Consider the following 19,361-nt stretch of genomic DNA (forward strand, 5'->3'; position numbering starts at 1 on the left):
GCGCCCCCCCCCGCGACCGCCCGCCCCCCGCCCCCACACTCCCCCACCCCCACCCCCCAGCCCGCCCCCCCCCGCCCCCCCCCCCCCCCCCCCCCCCCCCCCCACTACCGGTGATCCTTGGCTTAGAACATCTCGCGCTGCAGGCTCAGGGTGCTCAGTACCTTGCTGGAGATCTCTTCGATCGAGGTGTGGGTAGTGCTCAGGGTCGGGATGCGCTCCATGCGGAACATGGTCTCGGCTGCTGTGACTTCGCGCTTGCAGGTCTCGAAGCTGGCATAGCGCGAATTGGGGCGGCGCTCCTGGCGGATCTGCTGCAGTCGCTCGGGATCGATGGTCAGCCCGAACAGCTTGTTGCGGTACGGACGCAGGCGTGGTGGCAAGCGATCCTGCTCCAGGTCTTCCTCGGTCAATGGGTAATTGGCCGCGCGGATGCCGTAGTGCAGCGCCAGGTAGATGCAGGTCGGGGTCTTGCCGGCGCGCGACACCGCCACCAGCACCACGTCGGCCTCGTCGTAGTTCACCGCGATGCCATCGTCGTGGCTCAGCGCAAAGTTCATCGCGTTGATGCGGCGATGATAGGTATCAAAGTCGACCATGCCGTGCGCCTGCCCCACCTTGGAATGGCGCGCGGAACTGAGTTCCTCTTCCAACGGCCCGATGAATGGGGCAAAGACATCCAGGACAAGGGCGCCACTCTCTTCCAGGATCAAACCCAGGCTCGAATCGACGCAGGAACTGATCACGATCGGGCGCACCTGGTAGCGCTCGCCGGCGGCCCGGATACGCGCCGCCGCCTCATGCGCCTTGTCGGCATCGTCCACGAAAGACATGCGATCAGTGACGAAACTGAAGCCATTGAACTGGGTCAACAGGCTGTGGCCAACGGTCTCGGCGGTGATGCCAGTGCCGTCGGAAACATAGAAAACCGGCCGGATTGCCGTCATGAAAGCTCCCTTCAGAGTGTGATCCTGACCACAGGTCAAGCGTGATGGCCTAGCCTGTCCCAAAAAAGACAAGCACAAGACAAAGTATTGTCACAAGCTTGTGCGGCTTCGGTGTGCACTGCATCATATTGGCTTCTTCCTACGGACGTGGCCATCCCAAGCCCGCCACGGGCGATGGCCTCAACGGAGCATCGCGCTTGAACGAGAATATCCTGTGGTTGCATGAGCTGCGCTTGGCCGATCTGGCCCGCGTAGGTGGCAAAAACTCCTCGCTTGGGGAGATGATCGGCAATCTTGCCGGTCTGGGGGTGTCCGTCCCCGGTGGTTACGCAACCACCTCCGAAGCGTTCAAGGACTTCATTGCCCATAACGACCTGTCCAAGCGCATTTTCGACAAGCTGGCCACGCTGGACGTGGAAGATGTCGCCGCCCTGACCGTTGCCGGCAAGGAAATCCGCGGCTGGGTAATCGATGCCCCGCTGCAGCCGCAGCTGGACCAGGACATCCGCGCCGCCTACGCCAAGCTGAGCGCCGAGAACGGTGGCGGTGACATCGCCGTAGCTGTGCGCTCCTCGGCAACCGCCGAAGATCTGCCGGACGCTTCGTTTGCCGGCCAGCAGGAAACCTTCCTCAATGTCACCGGTGCCGACGACGTCGTGCACAAGGTCAAGGAAGTATTCGCCTCGCTGTACAACGACCGCGCCATCGCCTACCGCGTGCACCACGGCTTCAAGCACGAAGACGTGTTCCTGTCCGCTGGCGTGCAGTTGATGGTGCGTTCGGGCGTCGGCTCCTCCGGCGTGCTGTTCACTCTGGACACCGAGTCCGGCTTCCGCGATGTGGTGTTCGTCACCTCCTCGGTCGGCCTGGGCGAAATGGTCGTGCAGGGCGCGGTCAATCCGGACGAGTTCTACGTCTACAAGCCCAGCCTGCATGCCGGCAAGCCGGCGATCCTGCGCCGTTCGCTGGGTTCCAAGGCCATCCGCATGGTCTATTCGGACGTCCCGGGCGAGCGCGTCAAGATCGAAGACACCCCGGTCGAGGTGCGCAACACCTTCTCGATCAGCGATGAGGACGTGCAGGAACTGTCCAAGCAGGCGCTGGTCATCGAAAAGCATTACGGCCGCCCGATGGACATCGAGTGGGCCAAGGACGGCGTCAGCGGCAAGCTGTTCATCGTCCAGGCGCGCCCGGAAACCGTGAAGTCGCGCGCCAAGGCCACCCAGATCGAGCGCTATGCGCTGCAGGAAAAGGGTGAAGTCATTGCCGAAGGCCGCGCCGTTGGCGCCAAGATCGGCGCTGGCGTGGCCCGCGTGGTCAAGTCGCTGGACGACATGGCCCGCGTGCAGCCGGGCGACGTGCTGATCGCCGACATGACCGACCCCGACTGGGAGCCGGTGATGAAGCGCGCGTCTGCCATCGTCACCAACCGTGGCGGCCGCACCTGCCACGCCGCGATCATCGCGCGTGAGCTGGGCGTGCCGGCCGTGGTCGGCTCGGGCAATGCGACCCAGTTGATCCAGGACGGCCAGGAAGTGACCGTCAGCTGCGCCGAAGGCGACACCGGCTTCATCTACGCCGGCAAGCTGGCCTTTGACCGCACGACCACCGATCTGGGCAACATGCCACCGGCACCGTTGAAGATCATGATGAACGTGGCCAACCCGGAACGTGCCTTCGACTTCGGCCAGCTGCCGAACGCCGGCATCGGCCTGGCCCGTCTGGAAATGATCATCGCCAGCCACATCGGCATTCACCCGAATGCGCTGCTGGAATACGACCGCCAGGACGCTGCCACCAAGAAGAAGATCGACGAGAAGATTGCTGGCTACAAGGATCCGGTGAGCTTCTATGTGGATCGTCTGGCCGAAGGCATCGCCACCCTGACCGCCTCGGTCGCACCGAACCCGGTGATCGTGCGCCTGTCGGACTTCAAGTCCAACGAGTACGCCAACCTGATCGGCGGCAACAACTACGAGCCGCACGAAGAGAACCCGATGATCGGCTTCCGCGGCGCCAGCCGTTACGTCGACCCGAGCTTCTCCAAGGCCTTCGCACTGGAATGCCAGGCCGTGTTGCGCGTGCGCAACGAGATGGGCCTGGAGAACCTGTGGGTGATGATCCCGTTCGTTCGCACCCTGGAAGAAGGCCGCAAGGTGGTGGAAGTGCTCGCCGCCAATGGCCTGAAGCAGGGCGAGAACGGCCTGAAGATCATCATGATGTGTGAAGTGCCATCCAACGCGCTGCTGGCCGATGAGTTCCTGGAAATCTTCGACGGCTTCTCGATCGGCTCCAACGACCTGACCCAGCTGACCCTGGGCCTGGACCGCGATTCCTCGATCGTCGCGCACCTGTTCGACGAGCGTAATCCTGCGGTCAAGAAGCTGCTGTCGATGGCGATCAAGAGCGCTCGCGCCAAGGGCAAGTACGTCGGCATCTGCGGCCAGGGCCCGTCCGATCACCCGGATCTGGCCGAGTGGCTGATGCAGGAAGGCATCGAGTCGGTGTCGCTGAACCCGGACACCGTGGTCGACACTTGGTTGCGCCTGGCCAAGCTGAAAGCCAATAGCTGATCTGGCTGCTGATGCATGACGACAAAACCCCGCCTTGGCGGGGTTTTGTTTGTCTGCGAGATGACGACAGCTTCAGATGATTGTGGGAGCGGCGTAAGCCGCGAAGCTGGCGGTACCTGCAGGCATCAAAAGCCAACCCCACCCCAACCCTCCCCTTGGCTGCGCCAAAGGGAGGGAGCGCAGCTGTAGGAGCGGCGTAAGCCGCGAAGCCACAGATCGGTCAGGTCGCGGGCATGCCGGTGATATCGCCATTGCCAGCATCGCGGCTTACGCCGCTCCTACAAACAAGCCGCGCTAGCGGCTCATACCAACTCCGCAGCTGCCGCCACCACATCCGCATCACCCGGCAGCACCAGCAAGGCCGCACCAGCCAACGGTGTATAGGTATCCACACCGGTCACCCGGCGCAGCGGCACCTGCCCATGGCCTGCTTCGACCAGGGCGGTGATCACACCCTCGCCCACACCGGCACTCTGGCGACCTTCGTCCAGCACGATGATGCGCTTCGCGCCCTTGGCCTGCCCGGCGATATAGGCGGCATTGAGCGGCACCAGCCAGCGCAGATCGACCACCCGCACTTTCCAGCCGTGCAGCTCCTCGATGGTCTTGGCCGCGCGCAGCGCCATCGGCACGCCGTTGCCGTAGCTGATGATCAGCAGGTCATCATTGCCCACGCCATACACCCTGCCCTCACCCAGCGTCAGTGCTTGATCCGGCGCCGGATACGGGAACAGCCATTGGCCATCGCCAGCCGCATACAGGTCCTTGGTCATGTACAGCGCGATCGGCTCCAGTAACACGCAGACCCGCCCATCGACCTTGGCCAGCGCAGCAAGCGTACGCAGCATCGCCGCGGCATCATCGCCACGCGATGGGCAGCCAACCACCAGCCCTGGGATATCGCGGATGGCGGTGATCGAGTTGTCATTGTGGAAATGGCCGCCAAAGCCCTTCTGATAGCCCAGCCCGGCGATGCGGATCAGCATCGGATTGCGGTACTGGTCATTGGAGAAGAACTGCAGTGAGCAGGCCTCGCCGCGAACCTGGTCGGCGGCGTTGTGCAGGTAAGCCAGGTACTGGATCTCCGGCAACGGCAGCATGCCCATATTGGCGAAGCCCTGGGCCATGCCCAGGATCATGGTTTCGTCGAGCAGAGTGTTGAATACCCGGCGTGGGCCAAAGGCTTTCTGCAGGCCCTTGGTAACGGTGTACACGCCACCCTTCTGCGCCACGTCCTCACCAAACAACAGAGATTCCGGGTACTTGGCGAAGAGGTCGTGCAACGCCTGGTTGATCTGTACTGCGAGGTGCTTGCCCGGCTGGCTCTCGGGCAAGCCAGCCTCGCTGCCGAACACCTGCACACGTCGTTCGCCGTAGTCGGCACGTGTCGCCTCAGCCTGCACCCTGTCCGGCGTATACGGTGCCAGCGGCGCGATCACATCCTGCAGCTCGGTCAGGCGCGGGCGCTTGTCGGCATCCTCGGCGGCGGCGAAACAGCGTTGGCGGGTGTGCTCGTACAGGGCGAGCACTTCGGCCTTGTCCATCAGCCCCGATTCCACCGCAACCTGTGCCGAGCGCAGTAGTGGATCACCCGCTTCCACCGCACACAGCTCCTCCAGCGCCCGCCACTCGATCTCGAAATCAGTGCCGGCATGGCCCATCAGGCGAGTGGTGCGCAGGTGCAGGAAGGTCGGCCGCCGCGTGCGCCGGCAATGCTCGACTGCACGCTCCACGTCGGCATAACCGTTGACCAGATCCAGACCGTCAGCATGGAAGTAATCCAGGCCCGGCCGGTGGCGGAAGCTTTCGGCGATCCAACCTTCAGGCGTCTTCACCGAGATACCGATGCCATTGTCTTCGCAGACGAACAGCACCGGCGCCGGCAGCTTCTGGAAGCTGCTCCAGGCAGCCGCATTGAACGCGGTCTGGGCGGTGGCGTGGTTGGCAGAGGCATCGCCGAACGAACAGATGGTGATGCTGTCATCGGGAATCGGCAGGCCCTGCCCCAGTCGTTTGCCGGCTTCGATCGCCATCGCCGTGCCCAGCGCCTTGGGCAGGTGCGAAGCGATGGTCGAGGTCTGTGGCAGCACCCACAAGGGTTTACTGCCCCACACCTTGTGACGGCCACCGCTGGCCGGGTCGTCCTTGCTGGCCGCGAACGACAGCGCCGAATCCATTACCGGGTCCATGCCCGGCAGTTTGCGGAAGCGCTCGGCCATGAAGCCGCCGGAACGGTAATGCAGGAAGGCCGGATCGGTATGCCGGGCGGCGCGCGCCACCATGGCATTGCCTTCGTGACCGGAGGAGCCGATCGTGTAGAAGACCTTGTTCTGCACACGCAGCACGCGCGCCATCAGGTCCAGATGGCGACTGATCAACTGCGATTCGAACAACTCGCGAAAGCCTTGTGCATCCAGGGCGCTGCCCGGCAACACCGGCGCAGCCGGCTGCGGACCTTGATCCGGCCCCGGCGCAAGCGCACTGACGAATTCGATGAAATTGGTGTCGCAGATCTCAGCGCGGTTCAGGCCCTTCATGCGGGCCGGAATGGGATTCGGTACACGAGCAAACATGCAGACAGACTCCACAGCAGACAAGTGAGACAACGGAATCAAGCATCAACAACAAAGATTCAGCCCGCGAGTACCGGCATGAAGCCGGGCTGGGCCTGCACAGCCTGCAGCCAGCGCTGGATCGCCGGATATGCCGACAAACCGATGCCACCGTCTTCGGCGACGCAGGTGTAGGCAAACAAAGCGATATCGGCCACACCGTAATCAGCGCCGGTAAACCACGGCTGGTTCTGCAGGTGGCGCTCCATCACCACCAAGGCCTCATGGCCGCGCTCACGAAGGCGTGGCAAGTCTTCGCGACGCGGAGAATCGGCTGGCGTCCAGATGCTGATGAAGCGCGCGACGGCGATATAAGGCTCGTGGCTGTACTGTTCGAAGAACATCCACGACAAGGCCTGCGCCCGTTGCCAACCATCGGTCGGCAAGAACGGGGTGCCTTCGGCCAACCAGAACAGGATGGCGTTGGATTCGGTCAGCACCCGGCCGTCGGAGCGCTGCACCAGCGGCACTTTTCCGTTCGGATTGAGCGCGAGGAATTCTGGGGTGCGGGTCTGGCCTTCAGCTCTGTTCACCTCGACCCATTCGTAACGCGTGCCCAACTGCTCCAGCAGCAAACGCACCTTGTGGCAGTTGCCCGACGAGGACATGCCATACACCCGCAACCCAGCACCCGAAACACTCACTGATCCGCTCCCCGCTACCGAACTGGCAGACGACAGCATCCATCTGAACGGATCACGGGTGCTTCGGTAAAGCTGCGACCGCAGCAAAAACGGGTTCTCAGCGCTGTGACATCCACTGCTGCCGGGACTGCCCCCACACATCCACCTCGATATCGGCGGGCGCTGGCAATCGCGCTTGCCGCAGCAAGCTCGAACCCAGCTTGCGCGCTACCGCCACCGAGTTGGTATTGGCCGGTTCGATCGTGTGGATCACGTCCTTCCAGCCAAGTGTATCGAAGGCCCAGTCGATGCTCGCTCGTGCCGCCTCCGGCGCGTAACCACGGCCCCAGAACTGGGAGGCAATGCCCCAGCCAACTTCCGTGCCTGGCCAGCCATGCGGCTGCCAGGGCCCGACCCGGCCGATCCAGCACCCGCTACTTTTCTCGATCACCGAGAACATCGAATAGCCGAGCAGCTGCCAACTACCGGTCAGCGCCGCCAGGCTGCGCCACGCGACCGAAGGCAGCTGCACGCCACCAAGATGCTGCATGGTCTGCGGATCAGCACAGAACGCAGCGAAAGTGTCGAAATCCTCGGCTGCTGGCGGGCGCAACAGCAGGCGTTCGGTTTCCAGTCGCAGATCGAAGACACTCATCCCGATTCCTGTGTGCGGCAAGCAAGGACGCTGAGCTTGCGCCGGCCACCCCTGCCGGTCAAACCGGCGCTAGCTTGCTGGCACTTGTTTGTGGGAGCGGCGCAAGCCGCGAAGCTGACAATGCTCGCTCCCTAAAGAGGTATTCGCACCACCTGATAGCGTGTGGGCTTCGCGGCTTACGCCGCTCCAACAAAACAATAAAAAAATCCGATGCCAGAGGTCTGGCATCGGATTCCGGGTGACTCAACTGCTGAAGTGAGCAGTTTTACGACTTGCAATGGTTACTGGCGGTTTGCCGCCGGCGCCATAGCCGCGGTCTGCGTCACCAGCTGGCCGTCGATTACCGGCAGGCGATCGCTGGCCGGCTTGTCCTGCATGCGCACGGTTTTCTCCGCGCCCTCGTAGCGATAGGTCACGTCGTAACCGATGGTCTGGTTGGCATTGCCCAGCGACACGCGCTCACCTGGACGGCTGTCCATGCGCATGGTGCCGGTGCTGCCATCGGGCTTGCGGTAGCTGACGTTGTAGCCGGTGATGCGGCTGGACTCGGCGCTGCGCTGCTCGGTATGGCACTGGCGCTCGGTGCGGTTGACCACGCGGCCACCGACGTGACGCTTGTCGACCTGATTGCCGATCAAGCCACCTGCGACGGCACCGGCAGCGGTGGCTGCTTTCTTGCCGTTGCCACCACCAACCTGGTTGCCCAAGAGGCCACCGATGACGGCACCGGCAACGGTGCCGCCGACATTGCCGTCACGCTCGGGCAGACGCTCCTGCACCACAACGTCCTCACAGACTTCATGCGGCGTGCTGGTGGTCGACGTTTCACGGATCGGATCGCTGCCGGTAACGGTGCCGTAGACGCGCTCTTTCTGCGTGACCGGAGCAACCTTGAGCACGTCCGCGTACTGCAGCTGCGGTTCGGCCGGGGTTTCCACCTTGCCGGTGACAGCGGCATCGTCCACCAGTGGTGAGTTGTCCAGCACCGGGCGCGCGCCCTCCACCAGAGGTGCGGTGCTGGCCTTGTCGCGGCCCTGCATGAAGGCGGCGGTGGCGATGCCACCTACCAGCAACGCGCCGGCGGCAACCAAAACGGTCGTGGTTGTGCTCTTCATGTTCTGTCTCCGTGCGGCTGGCCGCGTGTGTGTTGGGGGGATTCCAGCATGGATAAGCTGAACAGAGGCCAGTATTTCTGTAGTTACCCTATCGAAATCACTTAACTCGTCGCAATATTCAGCCTGCTGGCCCTGCTCCGACAGGGCAGTCTGAACCCCTCTTCATCTGGATACGCCATGTCGAGCATGATGTTGTCGCCGTTTCTGGAATGGGCGCGCAAGCTGCGTTACCCCACCCTGTTCAAGCTGACCGGTGCGCTGTTTGTCATCAGCATGCTGCTGCCCGACCCGATCCCGTTTGTCGATGAAATCCTGTTTGGCCTGAGCACCTTGCTGCTCGCCAACTGGAAGCGACGCAAGGACCCAGCCGAGCCGCCGATACTGCCTGGCAAGCGCTGAGCCGTGCAGTTGGTCGACAGCCACTGCCATCTGGATGCAGCCGAATTCGACATCGACCGCGAGGCGGTGATCGCCCGCGCCGGCGCTGCCGGCGTGGGCGTGCAGATTGTGCCGGCGGTGACTGCGGCCAGCTGGCCCAAGCTGCGCGAGGTCTGCGCGGCCGACGCCGGGTTGCATCCGGCCTACGGCCTGCACCCCATGTTCCTGCCCGAGCACCGCTCCGAGCATCTGCAGCAGCTGGGCGACTGGGTGGAGCGCGAGAAGCCATGCGGCATCGGTGAATGCGGGCTGGATTTCTTTGTCGACAATCTGGACCCGGAAGCGCAACGCCTGTACTTCCAAGGCCAACTGGAGCTGGCTCGCGATACCCAGCTGCCACTGATCGTGCATGCACGCCGTGCCCTGGATGAAGTGATCCTGCGCATCCGCCGCGTTGGCGGGCTCAGCGGCGTGGTGCATAGCTTTTCCGGCAGTCCAGAGCAGGCCAGGCAACTATGGGACCTGGGCTTCATGATTGGCCTGGGCGGCCCCATCACCTACCCGCGCGCCAACCGGCTACGCGGCCTGGTGACGCAGATGCCGTTTGAATTTCTGTTATTGGAAACCGATGCTCCGGATCAGCCGGATGCTGGTATCCGCGGCCAACGCAACGAGCCCGCGCGGTTACGGCAGATCCTCGATACCGTCGCCGAGCTGCGCCAGCAGCCGGCCAGTGATATCGCTGCGCAGACTACCGCCAATGCCAAGCGGCTGTTCAAGCTCCAATAACGACGCGCAACGATTTTGTAGGAGCGGCGTAAGCCGCGAAGTTCGTACACCCTGAGCCGCTGCAAATCTCTGAACTGCAGCACCCCGAGGTTGCAAGCTGATGCTTACCCGGATAGACGGCCAGCTTCGCGGCTTACGCCGCTCCTACAAACCAAAGCCGCTCCCACAAGTCCGCCTGCTTTTATGCGCGGCTCTTCAACAGCATCTCCAGCGCCTTGCCTACCGCCACAAACGCAAACGCACCAGTGATATGCGTTGCTGCGCCCAGGCCGCCGCCGCAATCCAGCTTCAAGGCCTCGTCCGGGCCCAGATTCGGGCGAATGCCACAGACGCTGCCGTCGGCCTGTGGGTACTTCACGTTCTCCAGCGAATACACCGCCGGCACGCCGAAATAGCGCTTTGCGCTCTTGGGGAAGTTGAACTCACTGCGCAGCTTCTTGCGGATCAGCGCCATCATCGCGTCGTGCTCGGTCCGCGACACGTCGCGCACCCGCACCAAGGTCGGATCGGTACGCCCGCCAGCCGCGCCGATGGTAATCATCGGCAGCTTGCGGCGGCGGCACCAGGCGATGGTTTCCACCTTCACCCGGAAGCTGTCGCAGGCGTCGATCACCAGATCGAAGCCGCGATCCAGCAGCTCGGCCATATTGGCCGGGGTCAGGAACGACTCCACCGCCTCGACCTGGACATCCGGGTTGATCGCACGGCAGCGTTCAGCCATCGCCACAGACTTGTTCCGACCGTATTGCCCGGCCATTGCCGGCAGCTGACGATTGGTGTTGGAGACGCAGATATCATCGGCGTCGATCAGGCTCAGATGGCCGACCGCCGAGCGCACCAGCGCCTCCACGATCCACGAGCCCACCCCGCCCATACCGACCACGGCGACCTTGCAGCCGCTAAGGTGGGTGATGGTGCCGGCCCCGTACAACCGGTCGATACCGGCAAAGCGCTCACGCAATTCTTCTTTCATCGGCGCATTTTACGGCCTGCCCCGGACCTGCGGCGAGCCAGCCGGTGGCACGATGACACGGGCTTCGCTCGGCCCGCTGCATAATGACTGGCAGTCGAACCCTTTTGCCACGTAGCCTGGAGCCAACGCAATGTCCGACCCTGCACCCGCCCGTCCCCCGTCCAAAGCCTCGCGCTACCTGTTCGTCCTGCTCGCCGGCCTGCTCATCGGCGTGATTGCCACCGTGATGGGGATGCGCGCCATCCAGGCCCGCCAGGATCACTTCCCGGACAGTCTGATGACGGTCATGGCCAAACAGGCCCAGTTGCTGGGCGAGAGCCAGAAGCAGAACCGCTGCAGCGTCACCGACAGCACGCCACGCCTGCAAACCCTGCGCGCACTGGCCAATGATCTGGAGACAGCGTTCCCGGGCCTGCGCGATGACGAGCGCTTCCAGCAACACGCCAGCCGCTATCGTGCCACCTTGAACGATGCACTGGCCAAGCCGCCGGCAGACTGCGCGGCACTGGCTGCTGCAGTGCAAAAAATCGGCAGCGACTGCAAGTCGTGCCATCAGGACTTCAAGTAAGCAAACTGCGCTTTCACATGTGATTAGCCCTCCATTCACATGCAAAACCGCAGGATCTTCGCCGCTGGTCACTCAGCTGTACCCACTTTCAATCTGGCAAGGAGAAACACCATGAAGATCCAACTGATCGCTGCAGGCGCAATTGCCAGTCTGGCGCTGGCCGGTTGCGCCACCTCCCCCGGTTACGGTGGTGGCTACAACAACGGCGGCTACAACAATGGTGGCAACTACGGCAACAACAACGGCTACAACCAGAACCGTTGCACCGACTGCGGCATCGTCACCCGCATCGATACCGTCGCCTCCGGCCGCACCGCTCCCAGCGCTACCGGCGCCATCCTCGGCGGCATCGTCGGTGCCGTGGCTGGCCACGAGATTTCCGACAAGACCGGCGGCAGCAAGGGCAACCAGAACATCGCCGCCGTCGCTGGCGCCGTTGGTGGTGCCATGGCCGGCAACAAGATCCAGCAGAACGTCACCGGCAACTCGTATGACATCCAGGTCCGCATGGACGATGGCCGCGTGATCGTGGTCAACCAGAAGGACCTGGGCGGGATCCGCGAGAACACCTATGTGCGCGTGGTAAACGGCCGCGTGGTGATCCGCTGAGCCGCTACCGTTGGCGCTGACGAAGAAAGGCCCGCTTGCGCGGGCCTTTCTTTTGGCTGCACTAACGCCGGATCAGGCCGGCTGTACGGCGTCAGCCTGCAGGCCTTTCTGGCCCTGCACAACGGTGAAGGTGACCTTCTGGCCTTCCTTCAGGCTTTTGAAGCCATCGGTCTGGATGGCGCGGAAGTGCACAAACACGTCCTCACCATTTTCGCGGCTGATGAAGCCGAAGCCCTTGGCGTCGTTGAACCACTTGACGGTACCGGTTTCGCGATCAGACATCTCGACTTACTCCCTGTAGCTCTTTCGTTTGATGGTTACGCCCGGTAAGGCGGCTGGTTGCAAGGAGGAAGCGAGGTGCAACGATGCAGCAAATCCTTGGATCTACCCATCAGGCCACGATTCACGGTGACCTTGCCAAGCTCAGCGGCTGCAACTTAACTCGGGGCAAACGAAATTGCAACACCGGCACATGCATTAAAGTCAACCCCTATACGACCCCCTTCAGAGTACACATGGACTATTCATTCATCTTCTATCTGGTCGGCGCCCTGCTGGTCCTTGTCGGCATCGCCGGCATCATCCTGCCTGCGCTGCCAGGGGTACCGTTGGTCTTCGTCGGCCTTCTGTTGGCGGCCTGGGGCGATGGATTCGAGCGGGTGGGCTGGCTGCCACTGGTGGTATTGGGCGTACTGACCGTCATCTCGATCATCGTGGATGTGATCTGCACTATCGCCGGCGCCAAGAAGGTGGGCGCCAGCAAGCTGGCCCTGATCGGCTCGGCGATAGGCACGGTGGTCGGCCTGTTCTTCATGCCGATTGGCCTGTTTGTTGGTCCGTTTCTGGGCGCGCTGGGCGGCGAATACCTGCATGGCCGCCAGCTTGGCCAGGCTACCAAGGTCGGCCTCGGCACCTGGCTGGGCATCGTCCTCGGGGTCGCACTCAAGCTGGGCCTGGCAGTCGCCATGGTCGGTGTGTTCGCCATTGCCTGGTTCTTCTGAGGCTCGCCGTAACGCCACCTCGACCCGGGAATCACCGACAATCCCCAGAATGCCACTGCTGCCGGCGTGCAATTCCCCCGATTGCCTCCGGCCCGGCCACCCCACCGCGACCGGATGGAACCCCATGCGAAATCAAGCTCTTCCCCATGCCCTGCTGCTGATCCTGAGCGGCGCCAGCGCCACCGCCCTTGCCCAGGAGTCGATGCCGACGCCCGCCTCGCCGCAGGCCTGCTTCGCGCTTGAGACCGATGCCACCCGTCTGGCCTGCTACGACAACGCACTGGGCCGTACCCCGACCGACACCCGCGCAGCAGATGCCGCTGCGGCCGCTGCCCTGCAGGCGCGCAAGGAGGCCAAGGCCACCGCCAAGGAACTGGACGAGCCATTGCCGCGCCGCAACGAGCTGTTCGCGCATGACGAACTGGATTCCGCTGCCGCCAACGCCGGCCGAGGTTCCTTGCTGGACAGCCGTTGGGAGCTGGCCAAGGACTCCAAACTGGGCCTGTTCCAGCTGCGTGCGTACAAGCCGGTGTATCTGCTGCCTGCCTTCTGGAGCAGCAAGCCCAACGAGATGCCGCACTCGCCCAACCCCAACAACACCGTCACCCAGGCCGAGGAGCTGGACAGCACCGAGCTGAAATTCCAGCTCAGCTTCAAGACCAAGGTCACCGAGAACCTGTTCGGCGACAACGGCGACATCTGGGTTGGCTATACCCAGAGTTCGCGCTGGCAGGCCTACAACAGCGAACTGTCGCGCCCGTTCCGCGAGACCAACTACGAGCCGGAAGTGATGTTGACCTTCCGCAACGGCTACTCGCTGTTCGGCTGGAACGGCCGCATGACCGGCTTCAGCCTCAACCATCAGTCCAACGGCCGCAGCGATCCACTCTCGCGCAGCTGGAACCGGGTGGTGATGAACGTCGGTCTGGATCGAGAGAACTGGGCCATCATGCTGCGCCCGTGGTACCGCATCCCGGAAGGTCGCAGCGACGACAACAACCCGGATATCGAGGACTACATGGGCCGGGGCGACGCCACCCTGGTTTACAACCGCAACGGCCACGAGCTGGCCATCACCGGCCGCCATTCATTGCGCAGTGGTGATCGCTCGCATGGCTCGCTGCAGATGGACTACGGCTTCCCGATCAACAAGCTGCTGCGCGGCCATGTGCAGGTATTCGATGGCTACGGCGAGAGCATGATCGACTACAACCACCGGGCGACTTACATCGGCCTTGGTGTGTCCCTGCTGGAGTGGTTCTGAGCAATGAAAGCGACCATCTGGCACAACAACCGCTGTTCCAACTCGCGCGGCGCACTGGCGCTGTTGCAGGAAGCCGGCGTCGACGTCGAGGTCATCAACTACCTCGACAACCCGCCTTCGGCCGCGCAGCTGCGCACGCTGTTGGACGCCATGGGCATGCCGGCCCGTGACCTGCTGCGCAGCAAGGAGGCCGCCTACGCCGAGCTTGGGCTGGCCGCCAAACTTGATGACGAGGCTGCACTGGTCGAAGCAATGAGCCAGCACCCGACGCTGATCAATCGCCCGATCGTGCGCACCGCAAAGGGCACCGCATTGTGCCGCCCGCCGGAAACCGTGCTCGGCCTGATCGACTGAGCCAAGGCAACTGCGACGCCCGCCCTGGCGCCGCAGCTGCGTGCGCCAAGCACCCTCAGCTGCGCTTGGCGCTGGCCTGGACAATGGCTTCGTAAAGCTCTTCGAAGCTTTGCCTCGGCTGGAACAACACGCCATTGATGAAGAACGTCGGCGTGCCACTGACGCCGCTGCGCATGCCGCTCTCGATATCGCGCTGTATCCGAAGCAGACTATTGCTGTCGTCCATCGCTGCAGCCAGCCCATCTTCCGGCAAGCCCAATTCACGCATCAACTCGCGGTAGACCACCTCACCCAGCTGCTGCTGGCTGCGGAACAATGCGTCATGCGCCTCCCAGAATTTACCGTGAGCGGCGGCGTACTCAGCGGTGATCGCCGCAGGCAACGCCTGCGGGTGCGCCTGCACCAACGGGAAGTTGCGGAACACCATGCACAAACTTTCGCCAAAGCGCTGTTGCAGGCGCTTGACCAGCGAAAATGCCTCGCCGCAATAGGGGCATTGGTAGTCGGCATATTCAACCAGCACGACCGGCGCATCCAGGTTGCCCTGGATGTGATCAGCCGCGTTCACCGGAACCGTCAATCCGCTCATCCATTCACTCCAGATCATTCCCGGAAGGCCCAGCGCACAAGCACATGCCGTGCCCGTGCCCGTGCCTGATGCACATCAAGCTACCGCCATAAGTGCACAGCCAGCGTGAAGCAGGCCGTCCCGGGCTCCCGTACCACTTTCCCCGTTCAGCAGACGCAGGCAGAATCGGCCGATCAAAGACAGGAAGTCCGCAATGGTCCGTACCCGCCGCTCATTCTTTGCCTACGGCTCCGCGCTGCTTGGGGTCTTGAGCCTGCTGGCCGTCGCCTGCTTCCATTTCCCCGAACTGCTGACCAGCCGCGAGTTCCGCGCCGTCTACAACGAACAGTTTGCCCGTCATCTGCTGCTGGTTGGCCTGGCGGCCGCCTTCATCATGGGCACCGTCGCGATCCTGCGTGATCGCAACAAGCGCATCGCCACCTTGGGCGTGGGCACGGCAACCGCGGCGGTGCTGCTGGGCGGGACTAACGTGCAGTTCGATGCCATCGGCAATACCCCTTACTCACTGGGGCTGGATTGGTTCGTGCTGTCGCTGTTCTTCTCAGCACTGGTGTTCGTGCCACTGGAGCGCTATCTGGGCAAGCGCGCGCTATCGCCGCTACGTCCTGGCTGGCGCACAGATGTGGCCTACTTCTTCATGAGCCACGTGCTGGTGCAGTTCATCCTGATCCTGGTGACCGCCTCTACCTCGACCATCGCCGGGCTGGCCGCCTTCCCCTCCCTGAAGGCTGCCATCCAGTCCTTGCCGGTGTGGGCGCAGTTCCTGATCGCGGTCTTCGTCGCCGACATGGCACAAGCCCTGCTGCACCGCGCGTATCACAACATTCCCTGGCTCTGGCGCTTCCACGCCGTGCATCACTCCAGCCGGCACATGGATTGGCTGGCCGGCTCGCGCGTGCATTTTGTCGAGATCGTGCTGACCCGCAGCGCGGTACTGCTGCCGCTGCTGATCCTCGGCTTCTCGACCTCGGCGGTGAATGCCTACGTGATCCTGGTCGGCCTGCAGGCGGTGCTGGCACACGCCAACCTTGGCATCCGCTTCGGCTGGTTGGAGTACCTGCTGGTGCTGCCGCGCTACCACCACTGGCATCACGCCCGGCAGCAGGAGTACATCGACGTCAATTACGCCATCCACCTGCCGCTGGTGGACATATTGATGGGCACCTTCAAGCTACCGCGCGATCAAGCCCAATGGCCGCAGGAATATGGCGTCATGAAACTGGAGACGGTGCCAAACGGCATCATCAAACAGCACCTGATGCCATTCCAGGGCGGACGCAAGTTCGACGACCACGTCGATTGAGTTCCTTGCGCTCGATCGGTTGTGGGAGCGGCTTAAGCCGCGAAACCACAGCTGCCTACAAGCTCCGCCTTTCCGCTCTCACAACCAATCACTGATCCCCTCGCGCCGATAAACCTCGGCAAATGCTGGCCGAGCCTTCATCCGCGCCGCATGCGCAGCGAGCACCGGCCAGGTGTCGGTAGGCCGCGGCATATTGCGGCTCCAGCGCATCAGCATCGTCAACATAAAATCGACGACGCTCAGCTGTTCGCCCAGAACGTAGGGGCCCTGCGCAGCCAGGTGATCAGCCATCTGCTGCCAAGCTGTTTCCAGCTGCACGCGTGCACGCGCTTTGACCTCCTCCGCATTCGATTCTCCTGCCGGCTCCAGCGGGTAGAACCAGGCGCGGTAGGCCGGCATCAAGGTGTACACGCAGAAGCATATCCAACGGTAGTAGTCACCGCGTGCCCACGTGCCCGGCGCGGGTGCCAAGCCGGCCTGCGGGTGCAGATCGGCCAACTGCATGGCGATGGCAGCGGACTCGGTCAGCACCTGACCATCGATGATCAACGCTGGTACGCGGCCGGCAGGATTGATCGCCAGGAACTCCGCTGACTTCTGCTCGCCGCGTTCAAAGTCGAGCTGGCGCAGTTCATGCTCAATACCGAGCTCGATCAACAACCAGTGCACCACCAACGACGCTGTACTTTGCGATCCGTACAAAACAACCGACATGCGCTGAGTTCCCGGCGGAAGAAAGTGCATTCTAACCAACCAAGACGCCAAGCTTGTGGGAGCGGCGTAAGCCGCGAAGCTGATGATTTGTGCCTTCCCTGGAAAGCCACTGCCGAGCATGGCTCGGCACTACAGACTGAGCTGCCGGTGCCGGCAGGCTCAGTTGCAGCTGTTCATGCAGCTGTTCAAGCGCTCACCACACACCGACGCGGCTGACCGGTTCTGGCAGAACGCCTGCGAGGTCTGGCAGGCACCGCGCAGCTCCGGATTGGTGATCTTGTCGCACTGGTTGCTGCGGTTCGCTTCACCGCAATCGCCGTAGCTGCTCGGGTTGGCGCTGCAGAGCTTGTAAGCATTCTGGCAATAGCTGACGCAGGCTGCGGGGTCATTGCGCGGCGCGTCACCCCAACCTCCACCGCCGCTCGCGCAGCCTGCAAGCAAGGACAACACCACAATAGCCAGCATCCATTGGAACCTGCGCATCGGACAATCCCTGGAAACAACGACGGCCCGAGCATAGCCCGGGCCGTCGTGGCATCACCAGTGACAGCAATCGATTACTCGACGATCACCGGAATCTTGCCAATGCGGGCCTGCCATTCGCGCGGACCAGTCTTATGCACCGACTCGCCGGTGGAATCCACCGCCACGGTCACCGGCATGTCCTGCACGGTGAACTCGTAGATGGCTTCCATGCCCAGGTCGGCGAAACCGACGACCTTGGAGGCCTTGATCGCCTTGGACACCAGATAGGCCGAGCCACCAACCGCCATCAGGTAGGCCGACTTGTTGTCGCGGATCGCTTCGATCGCGGCCGGGCCGCGCTCGGCCTTGCCGACCATGCCCAACAGGCCGGTCTGTTCCAGGATCTGGCGGGTGAACTTGTCCATGCGGGTCGCGGTGGTCGGGCCGGCCGGGCCCACCACTTCGTCACGCACCGGATCAACCGGGCCGACGTAATAGATGAAGCGGCCCTTCAGGTCCACCGGCAGCTGCTCACCCTTGTTGAGCATTTCCACCATGCGCTTGTGCGCGGCGTCGCGACCGGTCAGCAGCTTGCCATTGAGCAGCAAGGTCTGGCCCGGCTTCCATGCAGCCACTTCTTCCGGGGTGATGTTGTCCAGGTCGACGCGGGTGCCCTTGGAGGAGTCGTAGGTCAGCTTCGGCCAGTCTTCCAGCGACGGCGGGTCCAGCATCACCGGGCCGCTGCCATCCAGGGTGAAGTGCGCATGGCGGGTAGCCGCACAGTTCGGGATCATCGCGATCGGCAGATTGGCGGCGTGAGTCGGGAAATCCTTGACCTTGATGTCCAACACCGTGGTCAGGCCGCCCAGGCCCTGCGCGCCTATACCGAGCGCATTGACCTTCTCGTACAACTCCAGGCGCAGCTCTTCGGCACGGTTGGAGGCGCCACGGGCCTGCAGATCGGTGATGTCGATTGGCTCCATCAGCGATTCCTTGGCCAGCAGCATCGCCTTTTCGGCGGTGCCGCCGATGCCGATACCGAGCATGCCCGGCGGGCACCAGCCAGCGCCCATGGTCGGCACGGTCTTGAGCACCCAGTCAACGATGGAATCGGAGGGGTTGAGCATGGCGAACTTGCTCTTGGCTTCCGAACCGCCACCCTTGGCAGCGACGATCACATCGACCGTATTGCCCGGCACAACCTTTACGTTGACCACACCCGGCGTGTTGTCCTTGGTGTTGGTGCGCTTGCCGGCCGGGTCGGCCAGCACCGAGGCGCGCAGCTTGTTGTCCGGGTAGGCATAGGCGCGGCGGATGCCCTCGTTGGCCATGTCCTCGACACCCATGGTGGCGTCGTCCCAGCGCACGTTCATGCCGATTTCCAGGAACACGGTAACGATGCCGGTGTCCTGGCAGATCGGCCGGTGGCCTTCGGCGCACATGCGCGAGTTGATCAGGATCTGCGCGATGGCCTCTTTGGCCGCCGGCGACTCTTCGCGCTCATAGGCGGCGGAGAGGTTCTTGATGTAGTCGACCGGGTGGTAGTACGAGATGTACTGCAGTGCGTCGGCGACGGACTGGATGAGGTCTTCCTGCTTGATCGATGTCACGGCTTGCTCGCTTGCTGAAGGCTGGCGGGGGTTCAGCCCACCATTTTACGCCTTGCCGCGGCGCAGTGCTGCCCGCCCTTGGTTGTAGGAGCGGGGGGGGGGGGGGGGGGGCGGGGGGGGCCGGGGGGGGGGGGGGGGGTGCGGGGGGGCGGGGGGGCGGGGCGGGGGGGCGGGGGGGGGGTGGGGGGGGCGGGGGGGCGGGGGGGGGGGGCGGGGGGGGGG

20 protein-coding genes are annotated in these 19,361 nt (G+C 63.3%); 9 read left to right on the top strand and 11 right to left on the bottom strand.

Going from position 1 to position 19,361, the window contains the following annotated elements; all coding sequences use genetic code 11:
* Positions 1–122 precede the first annotated feature (122 nt).
* Positions 123–944 carry a posphoenolpyruvate synthetase regulatory kinase/phosphorylase PpsR gene (gene ppsR / locus ACVOLL_RS19460; protein WP_481514394.1) on the bottom strand — a complete coding sequence of 274 codons (822 nt, stop codon included), beginning with the start codon at positions 942–944 and terminating at the stop codon, positions 123–125.
* 197 nt (positions 945–1,141) lie between these two features.
* Between ppsR and ppsA the strand changes: the two genes are divergently transcribed.
* Positions 1,142–3,517, top strand: coding sequence for a phosphoenolpyruvate synthase (ppsA, locus tag ACVOLL_RS19465; RefSeq protein ID WP_481514395.1), 2,376 nt, complete (start codon positions 1,142–1,144; stop codon positions 3,515–3,517).
* A 302-nt stretch (positions 3,518–3,819) separates the two neighbouring features.
* Here ppsA and ACVOLL_RS19470 read toward each other — a convergent pair whose 3' ends face one another.
* The 4 genes from ACVOLL_RS19470 to ACVOLL_RS19485 all read right to left on the bottom strand — a co-directional run bounded on the left by ACVOLL_RS19470 (position 3,820) and on the right by ACVOLL_RS19485 (position 8,522).
* Positions 3,820–6,090, bottom strand: a complete 2,271-nt coding sequence (locus ACVOLL_RS19470; RefSeq protein ID WP_481514396.1) for a thiamine pyrophosphate-dependent enzyme — start codon at positions 6,088–6,090, stop codon at positions 3,820–3,822.
* Positions 6,091–6,149: 59 nt separating this feature from the next.
* Positions 6,150–6,773 (bottom strand): glutathione S-transferase family protein, encoded by a 624-nt coding sequence (locus ACVOLL_RS19475; RefSeq protein ID WP_481514397.1) that lies wholly within the window; start codon positions 6,771–6,773, stop codon positions 6,150–6,152.
* Positions 6,774–6,870: 97 nt separating this feature from the next.
* The gene (locus tag ACVOLL_RS19480) at positions 6,871–7,407 is read right to left on the bottom strand and encodes a GNAT family N-acetyltransferase (protein WP_481514398.1); all 537 of its coding nucleotides are present in this window, start codon (positions 7,405–7,407) and stop codon (positions 6,871–6,873) included.
* A gap of 281 nt (positions 7,408–7,688) precedes the next feature.
* A complete protein-coding gene (locus ACVOLL_RS19485) occupies positions 7,689–8,522 on the bottom strand; it encodes a glycine zipper 2TM domain-containing protein (RefSeq protein ID WP_481514399.1) in 834 nt (277 codons plus the stop codon).
* A gap of 177 nt (positions 8,523–8,699) precedes the next feature.
* Between ACVOLL_RS19485 and ACVOLL_RS19490 the strand changes: the two genes are divergently transcribed.
* Together ACVOLL_RS19490 and ACVOLL_RS19495 are read left to right on the top strand one after the other, a co-directional pair.
* Complete coding sequence (locus tag ACVOLL_RS19490) at positions 8,700–8,921, top strand: DUF6116 family protein (protein ID WP_062166057.1); 222 nt, start codon at positions 8,700–8,702, stop codon at positions 8,919–8,921.
* Between the two features lie 3 nt (positions 8,922–8,924).
* Positions 8,925–9,689 (top strand): TatD family hydrolase, encoded by a 765-nt coding sequence (locus ACVOLL_RS19495; RefSeq protein ID WP_481514400.1) that lies wholly within the window; start codon positions 8,925–8,927, stop codon positions 9,687–9,689.
* A 181-nt stretch (positions 9,690–9,870) separates the two neighbouring features.
* Here ACVOLL_RS19495 and ACVOLL_RS19500 read toward each other — a convergent pair whose 3' ends face one another.
* Positions 9,871–10,662, bottom strand: a complete 792-nt coding sequence (locus ACVOLL_RS19500) for a tRNA threonylcarbamoyladenosine dehydratase (RefSeq protein ID WP_481514401.1) — start codon at positions 10,660–10,662, stop codon at positions 9,871–9,873.
* A 130-nt stretch (positions 10,663–10,792) separates the two neighbouring features.
* On the opposite strand from ACVOLL_RS19500, the gene ACVOLL_RS19505 reads away from it, so the two are divergent.
* Both ACVOLL_RS19505 and ACVOLL_RS19510 read left to right on the top strand, forming a co-directional pair.
* Positions 10,793–11,230 carry a cytochrome c gene (locus ACVOLL_RS19505; protein WP_481514402.1) on the top strand — a complete coding sequence of 146 codons (438 nt, stop codon included), beginning with the start codon at positions 10,793–10,795 and terminating at the stop codon, positions 11,228–11,230.
* Positions 11,231–11,341: 111 nt separating this feature from the next.
* Complete coding sequence (locus ACVOLL_RS19510; RefSeq protein ID WP_313170090.1) at positions 11,342–11,839, top strand: glycine zipper 2TM domain-containing protein; 498 nt, start codon at positions 11,342–11,344, stop codon at positions 11,837–11,839.
* A 72-nt stretch (positions 11,840–11,911) separates the two neighbouring features.
* Here the strand turns inward: ACVOLL_RS19510 and ACVOLL_RS19515 are convergent, their stop codons facing one another.
* Positions 11,912–12,121, bottom strand: a complete 210-nt coding sequence (locus ACVOLL_RS19515) for a cold-shock protein (RefSeq protein ID WP_282271583.1) — start codon at positions 12,119–12,121, stop codon at positions 11,912–11,914.
* A 233-nt stretch (positions 12,122–12,354) separates the two neighbouring features.
* On the opposite strand from ACVOLL_RS19515, the gene ACVOLL_RS19520 reads away from it, so the two are divergent.
* The 3 genes from ACVOLL_RS19520 to arsC all read left to right on the top strand — a co-directional run bounded on the left by ACVOLL_RS19520 (position 12,355) and on the right by arsC (position 14,458).
* Entirely contained in the window at positions 12,355–12,840 is a 486-nt protein-coding gene (locus ACVOLL_RS19520) for a DUF456 domain-containing protein (protein ID WP_481508456.1), read from the top strand.
* Between the two features lie 124 nt (positions 12,841–12,964).
* Positions 12,965–14,104 carry a phospholipase A gene (locus tag ACVOLL_RS19525; RefSeq protein WP_481514403.1) on the top strand — a complete coding sequence of 380 codons (1,140 nt, stop codon included), beginning with the start codon at positions 12,965–12,967 and terminating at the stop codon, positions 14,102–14,104.
* A gap of 3 nt (positions 14,105–14,107) precedes the next feature.
* Entirely contained in the window at positions 14,108–14,458 is a 351-nt protein-coding gene (arsC, locus tag ACVOLL_RS19530; RefSeq protein WP_481514404.1) for an arsenate reductase (glutaredoxin), read from the top strand.
* Positions 14,459–14,513: 55 nt separating this feature from the next.
* On the opposite strand, the gene ACVOLL_RS19535 is transcribed toward arsC, so the two are convergent.
* Positions 14,514–15,047: a DsbA family protein gene (locus tag ACVOLL_RS19535; RefSeq protein ID WP_481514405.1), complete on the bottom strand. Its 534-nt coding sequence runs from the start codon at positions 15,045–15,047 to the stop codon at positions 14,514–14,516.
* A 193-nt stretch (positions 15,048–15,240) separates the two neighbouring features.
* On the opposite strand from ACVOLL_RS19535, the gene ACVOLL_RS19540 reads away from it, so the two are divergent.
* Positions 15,241–16,350, top strand: a complete 1,110-nt coding sequence (locus ACVOLL_RS19540; protein WP_481514406.1) for a sterol desaturase family protein — start codon at positions 15,241–15,243, stop codon at positions 16,348–16,350.
* A gap of 78 nt (positions 16,351–16,428) precedes the next feature.
* On the opposite strand, the gene ACVOLL_RS19545 is transcribed toward ACVOLL_RS19540, so the two are convergent.
* The 3 genes from ACVOLL_RS19545 to ACVOLL_RS19555 all read right to left on the bottom strand — a co-directional run bounded on the left by ACVOLL_RS19545 (position 16,429) and on the right by ACVOLL_RS19555 (position 19,139).
* Complete coding sequence (locus tag ACVOLL_RS19545; RefSeq protein ID WP_481514407.1) at positions 16,429–17,064, bottom strand: glutathione S-transferase family protein; 636 nt, start codon at positions 17,062–17,064, stop codon at positions 16,429–16,431.
* 159 nt (positions 17,065–17,223) lie between these two features.
* On the bottom strand, positions 17,224–17,547 hold the full coding sequence (locus tag ACVOLL_RS19550; RefSeq protein WP_481514408.1) for a hypothetical protein: 324 nt from the start codon (positions 17,545–17,547) through the stop codon (positions 17,224–17,226).
* A gap of 74 nt (positions 17,548–17,621) precedes the next feature.
* Positions 17,622–19,139, bottom strand: a complete 1,518-nt coding sequence (locus ACVOLL_RS19555; protein WP_481514409.1) for a fumarate hydratase — start codon at positions 19,137–19,139, stop codon at positions 17,622–17,624.
* Positions 19,140–19,361 lie beyond the last annotated feature (222 nt).

Source organism: Stenotrophomonas sp. STEN035 (assembly GCF_056759935.1).

Bases quoted from the DNA above. Each gene is read 5' to 3' on its own strand.
- ppsR (WP_481514394.1), bottom strand. From the start codon at position 944: ATGACGGCAATCCGGCCGGTTTTCTATGTTTCCGACGGCACTGGCATC.
- ACVOLL_RS19470 (WP_481514396.1), bottom strand. From the start codon at position 6,090: ATGTTTGCTCGTGTACCGAATCCCATTCCGGCCCGCATGAAGGGCCTG.
- ACVOLL_RS19480 (WP_481514398.1), bottom strand. From the start codon at position 7,407: ATGAGTGTCTTCGATCTGCGACTGGAAACCGAACGCCTGCTGTTGCGC.
- ACVOLL_RS19485 (WP_481514399.1), bottom strand. From the start codon at position 8,522: ATGAAGAGCACAACCACGACCGTTTTGGTTGCCGCCGGCGCGTTGCTG.
- ACVOLL_RS19490 (WP_062166057.1), top strand. From the start codon at position 8,700: ATGTCGAGCATGATGTTGTCGCCGTTTCTGGAATGGGCGCGCAAGCTG.
- ACVOLL_RS19500 (WP_481514401.1), bottom strand. From the start codon at position 10,662: ATGAAAGAAGAATTGCGTGAGCGCTTTGCCGGTATCGACCGGTTGTAC.
- ACVOLL_RS19505 (WP_481514402.1), top strand. From the start codon at position 10,793: ATGTCCGACCCTGCACCCGCCCGTCCCCCGTCCAAAGCCTCGCGCTAC.
- ACVOLL_RS19510 (WP_313170090.1), top strand. From the start codon at position 11,342: ATGAAGATCCAACTGATCGCTGCAGGCGCAATTGCCAGTCTGGCGCTG.
- ACVOLL_RS19515 (WP_282271583.1), bottom strand. From the start codon at position 12,121: ATGTCTGATCGCGAAACCGGTACCGTCAAGTGGTTCAACGACGCCAAG.
- ACVOLL_RS19520 (WP_481508456.1), top strand. From the start codon at position 12,355: ATGGACTATTCATTCATCTTCTATCTGGTCGGCGCCCTGCTGGTCCTT.
- ACVOLL_RS19525 (WP_481514403.1), top strand. From the start codon at position 12,965: ATGCGAAATCAAGCTCTTCCCCATGCCCTGCTGCTGATCCTGAGCGGC.
- arsC (WP_481514404.1), top strand. From the start codon at position 14,108: ATGAAAGCGACCATCTGGCACAACAACCGCTGTTCCAACTCGCGCGGC.
- ACVOLL_RS19535 (WP_481514405.1), bottom strand. From the start codon at position 15,047: ATGAGCGGATTGACGGTTCCGGTGAACGCGGCTGATCACATCCAGGGC.
- ACVOLL_RS19540 (WP_481514406.1), top strand. From the start codon at position 15,241: ATGGTCCGTACCCGCCGCTCATTCTTTGCCTACGGCTCCGCGCTGCTT.
- ACVOLL_RS19545 (WP_481514407.1), bottom strand. From the start codon at position 17,064: ATGTCGGTTGTTTTGTACGGATCGCAAAGTACAGCGTCGTTGGTGGTG.
- ACVOLL_RS19550 (WP_481514408.1), bottom strand. From the start codon at position 17,547: ATGCGCAGGTTCCAATGGATGCTGGCTATTGTGGTGTTGTCCTTGCTT.